This window comes from Sporosarcina luteola (assembly GCF_023715535.1).
Lineage (GTDB): Bacteria > Bacillota > Bacilli > Bacillales_A > Planococcaceae > Sporosarcina > Sporosarcina luteola_B.
Map to the genome: position 1 here is coordinate 25,548 of NZ_JAMBOI010000003.1, position 18,038 is coordinate 43,585.

Sequence of the window (18,038 nt, forward strand, 5' to 3'; positions counted from 1 at the left end):
AATCCCCCATTCTACTGTTCTTGCACCATTTTCGTTTTTAAGATTTTTGTTTTATCCAACTCCGGATGCGCCATCCGTACGACTGACGGTCTTGCCAGCACGAGGACAACTCCAATGAGCAACAGACTGGACACGATCAGAATCCACTGTGCCGGTAAAACATCATACAGGAATCCGTACAATACCATTCCTAACGGCATAAGCGCCATTGCCATCGTTTCGAGAATCGAAAATACGCGACCTTTGTAGTCGTCGTCGATCATCTTTTGCATCATCACCATCATCGGTGTATTGACGATAATCTGTATCAATCCGAAGCTGAACATGAGCGTTGCATAGTAGACGACCATCCCTGGATATGGCATGGCTATGATGAGCGGAAATGCTATTCCACTCATGATCAAGGACATTCCGATGATTCCCCGCTTACCAACCAATAGCGGGAACTTCACTTCTTTACGTATCGATAAGTAAATCGACATGAGCAGCATCCCGACTGCGAATGCTCCTTCGGTAAAGCCGAAGTGCTCTGGCGCCATTTTCATCTTTTCGATAAGGATGAATGAATAACCGACCATGAACGCACCGAAAAGGAAGTTGATGAATAAAGAGATCCAAATGATTGCCATGACAACCGGCTGCAATCTCAAATAGGAAAGCCCGGCTTTCATACTTTGCAACATCGACTCTTTCGGTTCCCCTTCTACAACTTCTTTCCTTCTTGCGAATAGCTTGAAATTCATCGTCGATTCAAGAAGGACTGCAATCATCGATGCCGACATGTACATCATAAGGAATACCGGCATCGTGACCGTTCCATATAACACGCCCGCAATTGCCGGGCTGCCGATTGCCGCGAACGAAATTGACATTTGATTGAGTGACATCGCCTTCTGAATTCGGGCTTCATCAACAAGTCCAGTTATCGAAGAACTGAAAGTCACCCCTGAAAACGTGGAAGTAACAGCCAATATTGCTGTAGTTATATAAATTGCAACAAGCGAAATTCCCGAGGCTACGCTGACTGCCAGGAGGCCCCCTATCGCTAAGGTGGAAGCAATTTGCGCCGTTATGACAATCGTTTTTCGTGAATATCTATCTGCGACATAACCCGCAAAAGGTGCGACTAACGTACGCGGCAAAATGCTGCAAATCAGGTTCGTTGCAAAGCTCGTTGCTGACCCCGTCAATTGTAAAATATAAAAACTTACGGCAAACGCATACACCTGCGCCCCGAACGATGCAATCAGCTTACTGATTGTAAATGTCCACAGGTGGTACGTCGCTCTTTTCAATTTCATTGTTTCACTCAAAATAGTCACTCCATTCAGTAAGTTTAATTTCATTAAACAAATAATACCACGCTCCCCCTTCCATTACAAGAGAAAGTTTAATATAATTAAACTATATGTAAGATGATGAAAGGAGTGTTCCTTATGGGTACGTTAGGCGAACGGATCAGGACGCTGCGAAAACAGCGGAAGATGACATTGGAAGCATTGGCAGGCGATCAGCTGACAAAGGGAATGCTTAGTTTAATTGAGAACAATAAAGCGAATCCATCGATGGAGAGCTTATCGTATATAGCTGAGCGGCTAGGTGTTGAAATGTCCGAGCTTTTGGAAGAGAACGACACGCAGGAATTGAGAGAAGTGTTGAAAACTGCAGAGCAACTGTTCATTGTAGATTTCGATGAACTGACGGACGAACATGGAAAGATCCTCGATTTAGTGGGACCGTATGTGGAGAAATTGACACAAGGCTATGAAGCTGCCAGACTGTTGGATATTTACGGTCGCAGCCTATACTACGAAAAGCAGGATGGTTGGCAGGAGCTATTAGACAAGGCGGCAAACATTTACGATCAAATGAATATTACCCGTCGATTTGCAGCGGTCGGCATATTCCGGTCGCTAGTGAAATTCACCGAGCATGATTACAATGCCGCCCTTGAGCTTTTATTGGCCGAGCGGTCCCAAACCGAGGCGCGAAATGGGCTTATCGATCCCCTCACTCGTCTTGACTTCGATTATTTGGAGGCAGTGTTGCACTATGCGGTCGGAAATGCGGAAGAAGCGATCCGCGTCATGAATGAAGGTATTGAGTATTCAAAGGAAAAACAGGTTTTTTACCGGATTGATCATCTGTATCGCTTGGCAACCTTCCACGCGATGATGAATGAAGATGTGGAGGCAATGGAGTATTATGAGCGAAAGATAGAGCTTTACGGGGATTTTGCTGATGATGAGGAAGCAATCCTTTTCACTAAATTTGCAAGGGTCCATTATTTAACCTCCTATAAAAAAGAGTATAAGAAGGCTTTGGATCTTATCAATGGGCATTATGGTGAAGCTCATCTCACCAAATCGCACAGGCCCTATTCCTATATGGAAAAAGGTAAAGCTTTATACGGCCTAGGAAAATATGAAAAGGCACTCGCCTGCTTCGGGAAAATTGTAATTGCGGATTATGTGCACCATCCATTCGATTTATCGATCTTTTACGAGAAAGATGCGTATGCCGCTCTTTGCCATCAGGCCCTAGGGGATGAAGTCGAAGCTATCCGATCAATTGACATCGCAGTGAATAATATTTCCGATATGCCACGCACACCTTATAAAGATTTCATTATGGAAACGAATGACTTGATTCGGAGAACATGAAAAAAAGCCGCCGAAGCATATATAGCTTCGGCGGCATTTCCATTATGCCTCGATTGACTGATGCTCAATCGAACCGTTGAAGATTTCCTTATCCAACTCTCCATTAACCCGCGCAGTTGTCACGCCCGCGGTCATCGAACCACTTACGTTCAACGCAGTACGTCCCATATCGATCAGCGGTTCAACTGAAATCAACAAACCTGCCAATGCAACCGGGAGATTCAAAGCGGATAACACGAGAATCGCTGCGAATGTAGCTCCCCCGCCAACTCCAGCAACACCGAACGAACTGATAGCGACGATCGCAATCAAAGTGATCAGGAATGTTGGCTCCAATGGATTCTGACCGACAGTCGGTGCAATCATGACAGCGAGCATCGCAGGATACACGCCTGCACAGCCGTTCTGTCCGATCGACAATCCGAATGAGCCCGCAAAGTTTGCAACCCCGTCCGGAACGCCAAGTCGATCGGTTTGTGTTTTGATGTTAAGTGGTAAAGTACCTGCACTTGATCTTGACGAGAAAGCAAACAGCAAAGCTTCTGCTGTCTTCTTCACATACGTGACCGGATTCAATCCAGATACAGTTATGATGATCAAATGGATGAGGAACATGACAAGCAATGCGGCATACGAAGCAAGGACGAATTTCCCCAAGCTAAAGATCGCCGCAAAATCCGATGTTGCAACCGTCCTTGCGATGATCGCCAAAATTCCATAAGGCGTCAACCGAAGTACGATCCGCACGACACCCATGATTAATGAATAGAGGGCATCAATCCCCTTCTTCACTAAATTCGCATTCTCTTCGTCCCGTCTCACCAGTGCCAAATAGGCAAATCCGAGAAACGCAGCGAAGATAACGACACCAATCGTCGATGTCGGACGCGCTCCTGTAAAATCCAAAAACGGATTCGCTGGCAAGAGTTCTAGAATTTGATCCGGCAATGCCTTGCCAGCCATATCTGCGGAACGTTCCTCGATGGAAACGCCACGAGCAGCTTCCGCCTCGCCTTGAACAATTTCAGAGGCATCCAGGCCGAACAGCAACGATGCCGAAATACCGACCGCAGCAGCAATCGCAGTCGTACCGACAAGAATCCCTAAGATCATTCCAGCCATCTTACCGAAGTTTTTGCCGATCGTCACTTTTGTGAACGCACCAAGAATCGATATGAACACAAGAGGAACGACAATCATTTGAAGAAGCTTAACGTAGCCAGTTCCTACGACATTAAACCAACTGACCGATTCCGCCAGCACTTCCGAGTCGGCACCGTATGCGATATTCAAGATGAACCCGAAAACGATTCCTAGCCCGAGACCTGTAAAAACCCTTTTTGAAAACGAAACGTTTTTGCGATGCATAGTATATAGAAGTCCTATTAAAAGCAACAATGCTACTATATTAACAAGCAGTAAAACTGTATCCACTTCTTTTCCCCCTTCAGGAATAAATAAAAACTATAAAAAGACTATATACCCTTAAATCATATCAGTCAAGTAGGATTAACTCTCTTCTACAAATCTTTTTTCTGAAAGTGAATTTCGACTACAGAAGTCCCCACATGTGGATGATATTCCCTTCTTTTTCGGTTGGTTTTCGGTATACTAATAGGTAGCAGTCACTTAAGGAGGGCTTATATGGCAAGTCTTGTTACGATTACCTTAACATCCATTTTCATATTGAACATTTTCCTTGCGATTGCGCTGATTTTCCTCGAAAGAAGAGATCCCACAGCAACATGGGCTTGGCTTCTCGTTTTATTCTTCGTACCTTTATTCGGTTTTATCATCTATTTACTATTCGGAAGAAAATTACGAAGAAAGCACTCGTCCAGATGGGAAGGGAAAAATCGGATCGGCATTGAGACATTGATCGATTACCAAATTGAATCCATCGAGAAAGGGACATTCGATTTCAGACTGGATGACACAGCGCTTTACCAAGACATGATTTACCTCCATCTTCGAAATAACCACGCAGTACTGACACAGGACAATGATGTTCAGGTTTTTAATGACGGCGTTGCAAAATTCGATGCCTTGCTGAAAGATCTTGAAAACGCAAAAGACCATATCCATTTTCAATATTATATTCTGCGGTTGGACTCTTTAGGCAACCGAATTCTCGACGTTCTTATCAAAAAGGCGAAGCAAGGTGTGAAAGTTCGTGTCCTGTTTGACGATATCGGCTCGCGTGGACTCCGCACTAAGCACTTGAAAGAATTGGTCAACTGCGGAGGCGAAGTGGCCGCGTTCTTCCCAGCCATCCTCCCGCTAATCAACCCTCGGCTCAATTACCGGAATCACCGGAAAGTCGTTGTCATCGATGGGCGCATCGGGTATGTCGGAGGTTTCAATGTCGGCGACGAGTACTTGGGTCTGGATAAAAGGTTCGGCTATTGGCGTGATACGCATCTCCGTATTGAAGGAAGTGCACTTCATCCGCTGCAGACAAGGTTCATCCTCGATTGGAACCAAGCGACTGAAATGGATAATATCGAATACGCGGAGCGCTATTTCCCTGCAATTCCACGGAAAGGATCCGTCGGGCTGCAAATCGTGTCCAGCGGCCCCGATGCCGAGTGGGAGCAGATCAAAGACGGGTATTTAAAGATGATTTTCCTGGCGAAGGAGTATATTTACATTCAGACGCCGTACTTCATTCCCGACGTGAGTTTCCTTGATGCATTGCGGATTGCATGTCTATCAGGGGTGGATGTCCGCATCATGATCCCGAATAAGCCGGACCATATGTTTGTCTACTGGGCGACGTATTCCAATGTTGGAAAACTATTGCGGGCGGGCGCGAAAGTGTATATTTATGAAAATGGGTTCATCCACTCGAAGCAGATTGTCGTCGACGATGAAGTATCCACAGTCGGAACTGCGAACATCGACGTCCGAAGCTTTAAGCTTAATTTCGAAATTAACGCGTTCATATATGACCGCGAAAAATCCCATGAGCTCGCCGAACTATTCGAACAGGATATGCAACTATCGACGGAGCTGACGTACGACATGTATTTGAAGCGGACACGATGGATCAAGATCAAAGAATCGGTTTCAAGATTATTGTCGCCGATCCTGTGACGCAAATGAAAAATCCCCCTGCATCCAGAATCCCGGATGCAGGGGGATTTTTTCATTTCAAGCCAAGATATTCTTCAAGGGTGATGTTGCGTTTGAAGATTTCCTCGGCGATTTCTTTTCCGACATAACGGAAATGCCACGATTCGTGCATGTACCCAGTAACAGTTTCCTTACCTTTCGGATAGCGGAGGATGAAGCCGTAACGGTATGCATTTGCAGCTACCCATTTCCCGGCTTCGGTATCTCCGAATTTGGAGGAGGCCCAGTACTTCTCGTAGTTCACTTCTCCGATATCGAAGGCAAGTCCTGTTTGATGCTCGGAATAACCGGGGCGTGCACTGTATGTGTCTGCCTTTTCCACGCCGTCCTTTTTGACGTACCGTTCGTAGAGCGTCACTTGGTATTCATATGAGCGATATGTACTGAACGCAGTCAGATTGATGCCTGAAAGTGTTGCTTCCGCCGCCATTTCATTGAACGCCGCCCTCGCTTCCTTGCTTTCGCCAGGAGCATATGTGCTTGGCAAAGGATACTTTTTATTCGCTACGACGATTCCGTTAATGACTGTCGGTTTGTCAGGGAGCTGTTGACCTTCGATATAACCGCTTTTATTCGGGCTTGTCGGCGGTTTCGCCGTCACTTTCGGCTTCTCCTCATTATTCGGTGCCGGTTTTGCAGGAGTGATGTTTTTCTCCGGCTCCTTCGTTTCTGGCTCTTTCGTTTCCGGTTCTTTCACTTCTGCAGGCGGCTCTTCTTCAACAGGTGTTTCCTCGACAGGATCCTCTTCCTGCACTTCAGGTTCAGTCTCCGGCTCTGTCTCTTCCGGTTCGTCCGCATCCTCCACCCGCTCTTCGACAGGCGGCGTTTGTGTATCGCCGATGCCCACTTGCCTCAACGCTCTATTTACATCCCAATTATTCATGCCGATCCAAACGACGATTGCCGTCATGAGTAAACTTGTCAACAGCAGTGTGATCGTCAATGCCTTGTTGGATTTTTTTCTACTTTGATACTTTCGATTCCGGTTCATCTTATGTTGGCCTTCCTTCTACTCTAGGTATCTCTTATTTTTTACTATGTTCGAATTGCCTTATGATGATGTTCTTTCCAGTCCGTGTATGCTATCATTTATTTGCAAATGTGTAAATGAAAGAATGCGAGGATTACTAATGAATAATCAACGGTGGCTATCGATAAGCTTTTTAACGTTCTTCTTTACATGGGGCGTTTTTATCCCCTATTGGACAGGTTGGCTGACGATTGAAAAGGGGTTGTCCGTGAAGGACGCCAGTATCGTCATGGGTGCCGGGATGGTCGCCCGGTCGTTTTCCACATTTCTCATCTTTCCTTATTTGACAGCAAGAACATCGTATATTCGTGTCATGAAATGGATGACGATGCTGTCGCTGCTTCTTGTCGTCTTTTATATTCCCGACTCTTCATTTAGTGTATTGTTCGTCATTACGGTTCTGTTCAGCGCCTTCTACCCGATCATCTTGCCGGCTGTCGAAAGCGGCGCATCCATTCTCATGCAGAAGGAACACGTCCATTACGGAAAAAGCCGCTCGTTTGGTTCAATCGGTTATACCGTTGCACTCCTGCTCGTCGGTGGAGCAACAGACATTTGGAATGAACAAGCTATCCTCTACATGATGATTGCCGGACTCGCGATTGCTGTCCTATTCTATTCCCGTCCTGCGCCTGCCGTCTTACAGAGCATCCCTGATAGGAAAGACCCGCGCAATCGGAAGACCGGATTGAAGGCCTTGTTCGCGACGAAAGGCTTCGTCGTCATAATGGTGCTTGCCGTACTTCTGCAAGGCGCCCATGCTTCTTACTACAATTATGGCTTCCTGTTCCTTGACGACTTGAATGTCAACGGATTTTACATCGGAATTATTTTGAATATCGCCGTCCTCTTCGAAATCCTATTCTTCGTAAAGGCGGATCGGCTATTATCTGACGTGCGGATATCAACAATGTTCCTCATTGCCGCAATCGGGTCGACGATGCGATGGGTGCTCGTCTTCCTATTTCCCACCGCGCTTGTTTTCATCGCGACGCAAGTATTGCATGCCGCATCGTTCGGAATCGCCCATTACGCGTTCATCCAATACATTTCGAAAAAGCTTCCCAATTCGCAAATTGCTGCGGCCCAAGGGTTCTATGCCGCATTCGCAATGAGCTTGAGCACTGCCATCCTGACGTTTCCGGCTGGCTACCTATATGAAATCTCACCAGGAACCGCATTTCTAGGAATGACGGTCTGCTCCATCCCTGCTATCTTTATCGTACTCGCAACCCGCAAAAAGTTGGCTTATTGATGGTTACCATGTTCTCCGTAACCGGGGGACATTTTTTTATTACAAAATGATGAGCAATAACACAACGATAAATGAAATTGCAAACAGGATGGATAAATAGCGCATCCATTTGGACTCCCTCTCAAACCCTTGCTCCTTGAACGATTTAGCTCTTGAAGCATTCGTCAACGTAAAGAGCGCCATCATCGTCAGAATCGCAAAATCAAGATTTCCTCTGACGACAAAAAACAACGTCACAACTAACAATACAACAATCCCGATGACGCCTGTCCTTTTCAGATTCATGTTAATTCCCTCCAAAAAAGGCCGGAGATTGCTCTCCAGCCTCCCGTATGCCTTTGTTCAATCTTTTTTCGACTTCGGCTTCGTATCTGCCTTCGCATCTGCCTTTGTCTCAGGAAGAGGTTGTACCACTTCCTTATAGTAAAACTTCCTGCCCAAGTATGTTTGGAAAATGAGCAATAGCCCACCGACCGCCCAATAGAGCGGAAGTGCCGCCATCACCGTGAATGAAATGAACATGATCATGATCGGTGACATATAGATGAACAGCTTCATCTGCTGCTTTTGCTGCTCAGGCATTGTCCATAATGATACTCGTGCTTGGACGAAATAAACCGCACCAGCAACTAACATCATGATTTTATCCGGCTCACCTAATTTGAACCAGAGGAATTGATGCTCCTTTAATTCCGGCGGAGCGTAAAGGATTGCGAAGTAGAGGCCCATGATGATCGGCATCTGGATGATCAACGGCAGACAGCCCATGTTCAATGGATTGACGCCGTGCTTGGAGTACAAGCCCATCATCTCTTGCTGAAGCTTCATCTGCTCTTCTTTGTCTTCCTTTTCTTTTGCTTCTTTTATGCGTTTTTGGATATCTTCCATTTCCGGACGGAGGGCATCCATTTTGATTTTCATTTCTTGCTGCGCCTTATAGTTTTTCAACATAAGCGGCATGAGCACCAACCGGATAGCGACGGTGATTACGATGATCGCCAGTCCATAACTTCCGTTGAATGTTTCACCAAGGTAGTGAAGCAGCCATTCCATCGGCTTGACGAAAATATTATAGAACGTTCCTTCTTTGTTCTGAACTCCGGAACAACCGCTCAGGAAAACGGCAGTGGTAATCAATATCGATAATAAACCAATTTTCTTTTTCAATAAATTCACCTTCACTATTTCAAACTACTGAAAAGTATACATCAATTCACTGTACAATTACAATCAATGTCCGTGATTTACGAGTATTTATCGAAAATCGGACATAAAAAAACGCCTCCATTACGGAAGCGGGTTTGTTATTGATTTTGCGGTGCTTGGCTCGGGTCTTCTTTTTTACTGTAGAGACCGTCCGTTTTGGATTCCTCTGATTTATCCTCTACTTCTTGATTGTAGTAATGAACGCTAGTTTGTGCGCCTTCACTTACCATTTTATTATCCTGCAAGTCGTATGGATCCGAATGACCGGCTTTCGTCTCATCGGAACGGTTCAGTTTTTGCGATTGTATAAAGGAATCGACCTTCGTTTTCATATTGTTCACCGCAACCATCGCTTTGTCACGGTTTTCTTTTTTGCTGAAATATGCGTATGCGCCTGCAGCCAATGTGGCAAGAAGCAATCCATTCCCATTTTTACGTGCCATAGCTATCATTCCTCCATTGATTAAGAAATCGTTTTCTACTTGCAGTATACCCTCTTCTCGAATTCGAAAACTCCAATTCATCGGATATGACATTCCAAACCGAGACGTCACTAGTAGCATCTCATATCGTTCGAGTCATTTCAAATAATTCAGGTGATTGTCCGTTTATTCTACAAACTTTTTAGATAATTTACTTTTTTATATTTCATTATGATGACAAGCGTAGTTTATTCCACCATTTTTTGTTATGATAACAAAAAGGTTTCCGGAGGTGACTGCGACATGATTAGACCCATGACTGCCGATGATATTAGCTATATTCAACACATTGCCCACATCACGTGGAATGATACATATGCTGGGATCATTCCTGAAAACATTCAGACAGCATTTATCGACCGCTCCTATTCCAATGCAATGATGATCAAGCGGATGGAAAAAACGCATATGCTCGTCGCTGAATGTGAAAAAGGAATTCCGATCGGCTTCCTCAATTTCACAAGGGAAGATGAAGATGGCGACTCGGAATTGACAGCCATGTATATTTTGCCTTCCCATCAGCATTCAGGCTATGGCAAAAAACTTTTCGACTATACGGTCAGCATGCTCGGCAACGCCAAACAAATTTTCGTTTACGTTGATAGCAGAAATACGGCTGGACGTGCTTTTTATGAAAAACAAGGATTTGAATTGCTGGAGGTCTTCGAAGAATACTTTGAAGGCTACCCTGTTGAAACAGCACAATACGTTTATTATATTCACGAAACAGTGTACGCCTATTAAGCTTAAAAGACGCTTCCCCGTCATGGGAAAGCGTCTTTTTATTTTACAGCGGCCTCATTCCATCGCTGTTATAGGATTGATCCGCAAATTGAAGATCATCCTGTAATGGCGGCTTTTTCGTAAAGCAGAGAATTGCAGCGACATAAAGCAGAATGGAAGGCAACGATAAGATCCCGCCTAACAATCCGGCGATAATGAACATAATTCCTGCAAGCTTAGCATTCTTGTTTTTCCAGATGTTGACGATACCAATAATATTCAGAACGACACTGATTATCATAGCAATGAGGAGGAACCAGAAGAATCCGCCCATGACACTAAAGACTCCGTAAATGGCATCCATCTCGGCCTGCGTCATTGCCGGATCGGCCATCATTTCCCTTTCAAAATCCCGCATGGCTGCCGGATCGTTTTTTACTATATTAAAAATAGCCATTGCAATGAATCCAAAAACAACACCAATTGCAGTCATAATGACAGCAATGATGGATAATACTTTTTCTGCTGTGCGTTTCAAGTAAAGCACCCTTTCCTCTTGCATATTTTCTATCATAACAAGTATACGATTAGTAAAACAATAGGATTCATTACTCATCTATTTCTTTTTCAGAAGGCAAGTTTTGGAATACTCAATCCCGGGTAGTATATTTCTATGAAACAAATCCTTCAACATACGAAAGGAGAGGATGAAATATGGGGAAAAATCTACTGTTCACTTCGACGGACATGTTTTACACGGTCGCAGGCGCATCCGTATTAACAGGCATCGTATATTTCGTCACAACTGCATGGGGACTATGATTCTACATCGAAATAAATAAAAGGCAATCCTTTAACCATTGAAGGATTGCCTTTTTTTGTTTTGTTCTTACGCTTTTACATCATCGTATTCTTTGTATCGATTGAACGCAGTGACTACATACGAGCATACCGCTTCCATCTTATACCCTTTTTCACGGGCATATTCTGCGGCGCGATCGAGCAGTTGCTTTGCCACTCCCTGCCCTCGCAAGTCTTCTGATACATACGTATGATCCATGACCATGACATCGGCGAGAAGTGTCCATGTGATTTCAGCTAGCAACTTTCCATCCTTTTCATGCTTGAACGCGAATGCGTCCCCGCCAAGCTCAACTAATTCAAATTCCATGAGATCATCTCCTTTTCCAATATTCTATCACAGCGCATGGGCATATCACTTGAACCATGACTTGATTGATTCAAAAAGATCCGCAAAGAACTGTTGTACTTTATCCCAAAAACCAGGATCGATATCGCCGAACTTCTCTTTGATTGTCGTCGCCATGTCGGATAATTGCTCCGACAGCTTTCCAAAGTCGATGTCCAAATTCCGGATCCGGTCCATCAAGTCGATCAGCAATTGCCGATCAGCTTCGCTCAGCTCGATGTTCAGCTTCTTCAATTGGTCATTTACAATTTTCTCGACTTCTTCTTTCGTTGCAGGCTTGTTCTCGGCAATCGCCTTTTTGATTTCCGTGAGGAGTTCAGCCACTTTGTCCTGATCGATTCCGGAGTCCTTCGCAAACTTCGTCGCCAAGTTCAACTCGTCATTTGCGACGTCCGTCCGCTCGGTATCAAGTGTTTCCCCCGAAACTTCATACGCCTTGTATATCCCTACTAATGCAGAATGTCCTGTCACTGGCTTCGGTGCCGCCACTTCGACGATTGCGTCTTCAATTCCTGCCGTCATCATCGCTGTTGCATACATCTCGTTCGTCACTTGCGTAATATTGTCAGGCGTGACGATTTTTATGACGAGGCCTTTCCCTGCATCCTGCCTTGTAATTTTGGCGGATGAATACATTCTCGCCTGGCTGTTGCCGTCTTTAATATATTTCACAAGATCATTTCCAGCGACCGTAATCTCTTCAACTTCGGCAGTCTCTTCGACTTTCAAGCTTTTCTTGACGCTTTCCTTCTCCGCGTCTGTCAAGTTCGCCCCCAACACAACAATGGGCACACCTAGTTTTTCATCAATGGCCGTATCGGCTTTCGCATACGTCGGCAGCAAGCCCCCGACCACTAGCAGCAATGCGCCCGCCGCCATCAATACTCTTTTCATAAGCTTTCCCTCCTGTACTATGATGTAGTACGAAGTGCATTGAAAAAGGTTCCAGTTCTCATTTCAAAGTGGTCCAACCTTCACTTTGCGTAACTTTCCCTTCCTTCATCAGCTTGCCGAGCGCCCGTTTGAATGAACCCTTGCTCATCCCGAACATCTCACTAATTTCATCCGGAGTCGATTTATCCGAAAACGGCATTTTCCCGCCTACATCGCTGAGGTAGCGGTAAACAGTTTCCGCATCATCTCCGAGGCGCTCCTCTTTCCTTGGCAGCAACGAGCCGTTTAGCGTACCGTCATCGCGTACATCAATAATCCGGATATCCACTTCCTCGCCTAGACGCGGCTCATTCTCCCGTTCCGTCTGGTGGACGAAAATACGATACGTTTCCGGAATGCTCAAAAAGAACGATCCTACCGGCAATAGACGGTATGCCCTTGCCTTCAAGTTCTTATTGAAAGTCGTTTCAGGTGCATCCTCAATCAATTCCAGCACCCTCTCCTCCGTTGCAAGGCGCCCGAAGATGTTGCCGCCGAGATCGGTGCGCAATGTCATGAACAGCTCATCGTCCGTCTTTGGCCATAACGCTTTCACTCTAGGCAAGTCCGCTTTATTCACGAGCACTTCGAAGGAGGAGCCGATATCTACATACGCGCCTTCCTTGTCATCGATCCGGATCACTCGTCCCCAACCGAATGACTCGCATGTCATCTTCGGGATATTAGCAGTCGCTGTCAATTCACCACGCCTGTTCATATATAGGAAGACCTCGACGTCATCCCCCTCTTCGACAGGTGATTCGAATTCCGATGCATTGATCATAATCTCCTGCTCGTCTCCGCCATCCAGCACCCATCTTGATCCTTCCTGGCCAATTACGGTCAGTTGGGCAATAAAACCCGGTTTATGTTCAGTCATTTCATATCTCCTCTTCCATTTAGAAGCTTTGTCGTTCCTTCAGTCTTTGCACGAACCCGTCGTCCTCTTTCATCGCTTCCACCAAGTCTGTAATCCGGTCCATCGCATTCCAGCTCAGGTGGTGCTCGATCCCTTCAACATCCTGATAGATGTTCTTCTCTTCGACGCCGATGATCCGGAGAAACTGTTCAAGAAGTTCATGTCGCCTGACGAGCTTCTTTCCGAATGTCAATCCTTTTTCTGTCAGCTCAAGCCCTCTATATCGCTCATAGATGGCATACCCTTCACGGTCGAGCCGCTGCGCCATTTTTGTTACAGAAGAAGGCAATACCGAAAGTGCTTCCGCCACATCGGAGACGCGGGCCTCTCCCCTCGCCTCGAGCTGCATATAAATCTGTTCAATATAATCTTCCATACTTGGTGTTGCCAATCATTCCACCTCCAGTATGTACATTCCCTGCCCATTTAATGATAAATCATGCATGCAAACAGTTTACAAGTTCCAACTTACGGGTAAATTCACTATACCACTTCGAAGGAGTGAAAAAAATGGGTAAAATACTATGGATTATTATCGTAGCACTAATCGCCTTCTGGCTGCTTGGATTTGTCATGAAGGTCGGAGGCGGACTTATCCACCTTCTGTTAGTCATCGCAGGAATCATATTCGTCATCCAGTTATTAACCGGCAGGCGATCAGTTTGAAGAAAGGGTGCCCAATTAGTGGCACCCTTTCTCATTTTACTTTTCCATAAATGCATGTATTCCGCAATTGCTTACCATCCGCCGAAAGGGAATCGCATCTCAATGTCCCTTCAAGCTCAAATCCTGCCCGTTCAGCTACAGAACGGCTTTTCACATTTTCCTCATCACATCTGATTTCCACTCTGCGAGCGTGCAGCTCCTCGAATGCGAAGCGCGTCAAACGTTCAACCGCCTCTGTCATAAGCCCCTGCCCTTCGAATTTCGTATCCAGCCAATACCCGATTTCAAACTTCGGAACTGTCCAGTCGATGCGGTGAAGTCCCGTCGACCCAACGAATTCTCCCGTCTCTTTCGAGAACATATGGAGCCGCAAGTCTTTCCGTGTAATGAAATCGGCAATTGCCTGCCGCAGATTCTCCTCTGTCGTATGCAGCTCAGGCGCCTTTTGCGCAAATGGCATCCATTCCTTTAAAGCTGGCTGCGAATTCCGCATTGCATTCCACACATCAAGAGCGTCTTCCACTTCGGGCATGCGGATAACGAGCCTCTCCGACTCGAATTCAGTCGGGAAATTCGGTATGCGTTTTTTCGGTTTTTCTCCGATGCCTGCATCTTCCCACATGACAGGAGTCGTCGTTCCCGCCAGGAAGTCTTCACGCGTCATCCCGTATGTGACAGCGTCATAATACGAGTTCTCTTTCGGCGAAAACCACGCTTTGCGCAAGTGGGCTTCCTTTACAAACCCTGCGCGCTCGAATGTCTTACGCATTGCCAAGTTGTCTTGACGCGTATGGCCCTCCAGACGGATCTTCTCCTCCGGCATGCCGAACACGAACTCCGTAATGAGGCGGAGCGCTTTCGGTCCGTATCCGAATCCTCTATAACGATCAGCAATCCGTAAATCGAACAGCGGAATTTCATCCTGCAAATCATGGATCTTCACGATTCCGACAATATCTTCTTCCTCGTTTTGCACCCAGAACGTCTTCACTTCATCCGATTCATAACCGCCTTCTTCAATCGTCTTTTCGATCAGTTCACGTTCCGGATGCGCATTTCCATGAAACGGCCATGTATTCGTCGTCAAAAAATGAATGAGCTGTTCTTGTTCCTCCATCGTCCATTCCCGCAATTTCATTCCAATTCCCCCCCGTTCGGGCTGCGTACTTCACTTATGGATTCGCAACAATCTAAGTGAATTCAAAACGACGAGCAACGTCGCTCCCATATCCGCAAAGATTGCAATCCATAAAGTCAACCATCCTGGGATGATCAAAAGCAGCGCTACAATTTTTAAGCCTACTGCAAACATAATATTTTCTTTAATAATCTGCAACGTTTTTCGGCTTAATTTCATCGTATACGGCAATTGTCGGAGATCATCCGCCATCAATGCGATATCCGCCGTCTCTAGGGCGGCATCAGTTCCTGCCCCTCCCATGGCGATCCCGATTGAAGACGCGGCTAATGCAGGAGCGTCATTAATGCCGTCGCCGACCATCGCGACCCGGCCATATTGACCGATCAATCCTTTCACGGCAGTCAATTTGTCCTCCGGCATGAGCCCTGCACGGACATCCGTCACACCAGCAATCGTTGCAATTGCTTCAGCTGTCCGCTCATCATCGCCCGTCAGCATGACCGTATGCCGGATTCCGACTCCCTTCAATTGACGCAGGACATCGGCACTTTCCTCCCGCAATGGATCCGTCACTGCGATCAACGCCTGGAATTCATGATTGAAGAGAACCGCCATGACGGATTTCCCTTCCTGTTGCAAGCTTCCTGCGCGTTTTTTCATTTCAGCAGGGAGTTCCGCAAGCTCGGACGCCCATTTCATGCTCCCTACGTGGACTAGAGCACCATCCACTTCCCCGAAGGCCCCTTTCCCGGTGACCGACTGGAAATTCCGGATTTCCGCTAATCCTTCACCTTGTTCTTTCGCATAATCGACAATTGCCCGTGCCAACGGATGCTGGGACATCGACTCGACCGCAGCGACCGCTTGCAGGAGATTCCGTTTCTCTCCACCCTCAGTAATGAAATCCGTCACTTCAGGATATCCTTTTGTCAACGTGCCCGTCTTGTCGAAGGCGACCGCAGTAATGCGTCCCATCTCTTCAAGATAGACGCCTCCTTTAATGAGGACACCTTGGCGGGCGGCATTTCCGATTGCCGTCACGATGGCAACAGGTGTGGATACGACGAGCGCGCAAGGACAGCCGACGACAAGCACCGCGAGCCCTTGGTAAATCCATGTCTGCCAATCCCCTCCGAATAATGGCGGGACGATAGCGACTAATAATGCGATTCCGATAATGATCGGTGTATAGTATTTTGCAAACCGGTCGACAAATTTCTGCGAAGGAGCCTTCTCTGCTTGGGCGTCCTCGACGAGGTGGATGATTTTGGCGATGGTCGTATCCCCGACGAGTTTTGTCACGGTCACTTCGAGCGCACCTTCTTCATTCAACGTTCCCGCAAACACTTCGTCATCCTGCTGTTTCAACACGGGGACCGATTCCCCTGTGATTGCCGCCTGATTGACAGTCGATTGCCCGCTCATAACGATGCCGTCCATAGCAATTTTCTGGCCTGGTTTCACGATTAGTATATCGCCGACTCGGATATCCTCAGTCGGAAGCTCCATCATGCCGCCATTCCTTTTCACAAGCGCGGACGCAGGGGCGATATCCATGAGCTGGCGGATCGATTGACGCGCTTTATTCATGGAGTATGCTTCGAGCGCTTCACTCACTGCGAATAAAAAGACGACGACAGCCGCTTCCTGCCATTCACCGATGATTGCCGCTCCGATAATCGCGATCGTCATCAACGTCTTCATGTCGAAATCAAGTCGTACAAGGTTCTTGACGCCTGTGATGAACATTCCCGTCCCGCCGATCAGGATGGCGGCGGCGAACAGTCCAGTTGCTACTGTCGGATGCGGGACGTCCCGATAAGTGAAATACATCCCCGCAATGACGAGCAATAGGGATAAGAATGTAACGATATTTTCTTTCCTTTGGTAAAATGGAATTTTCGGCTCCGTATTCCTATTCGTCAAAGGCACGACTTGAATGCCATCGAATGCACCTGCCGCCTGGAGCTCCTCCATCGTCGCTTCGCCTGTGAAAGAAAGCTTGGATGCGCCAAAGTTGACCGTTGCTTCAGAAACGGACGGGATGCTTTTCACATTATTTTCGAATTTCATTGCACAGTTTGCACAAGTGAGATTCTCGAGTCTGTACTCCGTTTTAGTGGTCATCCGGCTCATCCCCCTTTTCCGAGGCATGATCATGGGCAATCTTTACAAGGTCATAAACATGGCCATCCGCCAGTGAATAATAAACCATCTTCCCTTTGCGCTCTGATTTCGCAAGACTATGCTCCCGCAAATAGCGAAGATGATGGGACGCCGTCGCATTAGATGCGCCGATGACCGCTGCCACGTCACAGACGCACATCTGCTCCTCGAGCGTGAGAGAATAGGCAATCTTCAATCTCGTTTCGTCTGCGAGCGCCTTGAATATTTGCACCATGCCGCCAACATCCGGCAGCCCTCTTTGAACTTTCTCGACTACCTCCTCATGGACAACTGTCACTTCGCATGTATCTTTGACCTTCATTTCGGCACCTCATTCAAATGTTCATTTGATTATAGTATATGTGGACACTTTTCTGATTGCAAGGACAATCAAACAAGTATTTGATTGTTTATTTCATTCCAAAATAAAGGGTTTTGACCATTCGTATGGAAGTTGATAATTATTCCTATAAAATCGCTGCGGGAGAAGCAGCCGGATGCATCAGTCT

At 46.4% G+C, this 18,038-nt stretch carries 19 protein-coding genes; 5 read left to right on the forward strand and 14 right to left on the reverse strand.

All coding sequences use genetic code 11. The annotated features are described in order from the left end of the window. Positions 1–11: 11 nt before the first annotated feature. Positions 12–1,313 (reverse strand): MFS transporter, encoded by a 1,302-nt coding sequence (locus tag M3191_RS07080; RefSeq protein ID WP_251699396.1) that lies wholly within the window; start codon positions 1,311–1,313, stop codon positions 12–14. Between the two features lie 123 nt (positions 1,314–1,436). Here M3191_RS07080 and M3191_RS07085 point away from each other — a divergent pair, with 123 nt between their 5' ends. After that, positions 1,437–2,663, forward strand: coding sequence for a helix-turn-helix domain-containing protein (locus tag M3191_RS07085; protein ID WP_251699398.1), 1,227 nt, complete (start codon positions 1,437–1,439; stop codon positions 2,661–2,663). A gap of 42 nt (positions 2,664–2,705) precedes the next feature. On the opposite strand, the gene M3191_RS07090 is transcribed toward M3191_RS07085, so the two are convergent. Continuing rightward, positions 2,706–4,031, reverse strand: coding sequence for an L-cystine transporter (locus tag M3191_RS07090; RefSeq protein WP_285853282.1), 1,326 nt, complete (start codon positions 4,029–4,031; stop codon positions 2,706–2,708). A gap of 276 nt (positions 4,032–4,307) precedes the next feature. On the opposite strand from M3191_RS07090, the gene cls reads away from it, so the two are divergent. Next, positions 4,308–5,759: a cardiolipin synthase gene (gene cls, locus M3191_RS07095; protein WP_251699402.1), complete on the forward strand. Its 1,452-nt coding sequence runs from the start codon at positions 4,308–4,310 to the stop codon at positions 5,757–5,759. A gap of 52 nt (positions 5,760–5,811) precedes the next feature. On the opposite strand, the gene M3191_RS07100 is transcribed toward cls, so the two are convergent. Continuing rightward, positions 5,812–6,789: a M15 family metallopeptidase gene (locus M3191_RS07100; RefSeq protein WP_251699404.1), complete on the reverse strand. Its 978-nt coding sequence runs from the start codon at positions 6,787–6,789 to the stop codon at positions 5,812–5,814. 139 nt (positions 6,790–6,928) lie between these two features. On the opposite strand from M3191_RS07100, the gene M3191_RS07105 reads away from it, so the two are divergent. After that, positions 6,929–8,083, forward strand: a complete 1,155-nt coding sequence (locus M3191_RS07105) for an MFS transporter (protein WP_251699407.1) — start codon at positions 6,929–6,931, stop codon at positions 8,081–8,083. 39 nt (positions 8,084–8,122) lie between these two features. Here M3191_RS07105 and M3191_RS07110 read toward each other — a convergent pair whose 3' ends face one another. The 3 genes from M3191_RS07110 to M3191_RS07120 all read right to left on the reverse strand — a co-directional run bounded on the left by M3191_RS07110 (position 8,123) and on the right by M3191_RS07120 (position 9,732). Continuing rightward, entirely contained in the window at positions 8,123–8,368 is a 246-nt protein-coding gene (locus M3191_RS07110; RefSeq protein ID WP_251699408.1) for a hypothetical protein, read from the reverse strand. A gap of 57 nt (positions 8,369–8,425) precedes the next feature. After that, a complete protein-coding gene (gene yidC, locus M3191_RS07115) occupies positions 8,426–9,250 on the reverse strand; it encodes a membrane protein insertase YidC (RefSeq protein WP_251699410.1) in 825 nt (274 codons plus the stop codon). A 137-nt stretch (positions 9,251–9,387) separates the two neighbouring features. After that, positions 9,388–9,732, reverse strand: coding sequence for a hypothetical protein (locus M3191_RS07120; RefSeq protein WP_251699412.1), 345 nt, complete (start codon positions 9,730–9,732; stop codon positions 9,388–9,390). Between the two features lie 282 nt (positions 9,733–10,014). Here M3191_RS07120 and M3191_RS07125 point away from each other — a divergent pair, with 282 nt between their 5' ends. Continuing rightward, on the forward strand, positions 10,015–10,515 hold the full coding sequence (locus M3191_RS07125) for a GNAT family N-acetyltransferase (protein ID WP_251699414.1): 501 nt from the start codon (positions 10,015–10,017) through the stop codon (positions 10,513–10,515). Between the two features lie 43 nt (positions 10,516–10,558). Here the strand turns inward: M3191_RS07125 and M3191_RS07130 are convergent, their stop codons facing one another. From M3191_RS07130 to mntR, 5 genes are all read right to left on the reverse strand, one after another. Next, positions 10,559–11,032: a DUF4064 domain-containing protein gene (locus M3191_RS07130; protein WP_251699416.1), complete on the reverse strand. Its 474-nt coding sequence runs from the start codon at positions 11,030–11,032 to the stop codon at positions 10,559–10,561. 351 nt (positions 11,033–11,383) lie between these two features. Further along, entirely contained in the window at positions 11,384–11,665 is a 282-nt protein-coding gene (locus tag M3191_RS07135) for a GNAT family N-acetyltransferase (RefSeq protein ID WP_251699417.1), read from the reverse strand. Between the two features lie 45 nt (positions 11,666–11,710). Next, the gene (locus tag M3191_RS07140; RefSeq protein ID WP_251699419.1) at positions 11,711–12,598 is read right to left on the reverse strand and encodes a DUF1002 domain-containing protein; all 888 of its coding nucleotides are present in this window, start codon (positions 12,596–12,598) and stop codon (positions 11,711–11,713) included. 58 nt (positions 12,599–12,656) lie between these two features. Beyond that, the gene (locus tag M3191_RS07145; RefSeq protein ID WP_251699421.1) at positions 12,657–13,517 is read right to left on the reverse strand and encodes a CvfB family protein; all 861 of its coding nucleotides are present in this window, start codon (positions 13,515–13,517) and stop codon (positions 12,657–12,659) included. A gap of 19 nt (positions 13,518–13,536) precedes the next feature. Then, positions 13,537–13,947 carry a transcriptional regulator MntR gene (gene mntR / locus M3191_RS07150; protein WP_251699423.1) on the reverse strand — a complete coding sequence of 137 codons (411 nt, stop codon included), beginning with the start codon at positions 13,945–13,947 and terminating at the stop codon, positions 13,537–13,539. Positions 13,948–14,066: 119 nt separating this feature from the next. Here mntR and M3191_RS07155 point away from each other — a divergent pair, with 119 nt between their 5' ends. Then, positions 14,067–14,222: a lmo0937 family membrane protein gene (locus tag M3191_RS07155; protein ID WP_153009923.1), complete on the forward strand. Its 156-nt coding sequence runs from the start codon at positions 14,067–14,069 to the stop codon at positions 14,220–14,222. A gap of 31 nt (positions 14,223–14,253) precedes the next feature. Here M3191_RS07155 and M3191_RS07160 read toward each other — a convergent pair whose 3' ends face one another. The 3 genes from M3191_RS07160 to M3191_RS07170 are packed head-to-tail and all read right to left on the reverse strand — an operon-like array spanning position 14,254 to position 17,851. Continuing rightward, the gene (locus M3191_RS07160) at positions 14,254–15,360 is read right to left on the reverse strand and encodes a GNAT family N-acetyltransferase (RefSeq protein WP_251699426.1); all 1,107 of its coding nucleotides are present in this window, start codon (positions 15,358–15,360) and stop codon (positions 14,254–14,256) included. A gap of 30 nt (positions 15,361–15,390) precedes the next feature. Beyond that, positions 15,391–17,499 (reverse strand): heavy metal translocating P-type ATPase, encoded by a 2,109-nt coding sequence (locus tag M3191_RS07165; protein WP_435368147.1) that lies wholly within the window; start codon positions 17,497–17,499, stop codon positions 15,391–15,393. Next, the gene (locus M3191_RS07170; protein WP_251699430.1) at positions 17,480–17,851 is read right to left on the reverse strand and encodes an ArsR/SmtB family transcription factor; all 372 of its coding nucleotides are present in this window, start codon (positions 17,849–17,851) and stop codon (positions 17,480–17,482) included. Before M3191_RS07170 ends, M3191_RS07165 begins: the two co-directional genes overlap by 20 nt. Between the last annotated feature and the right edge of the window lie 187 nt (positions 17,852–18,038).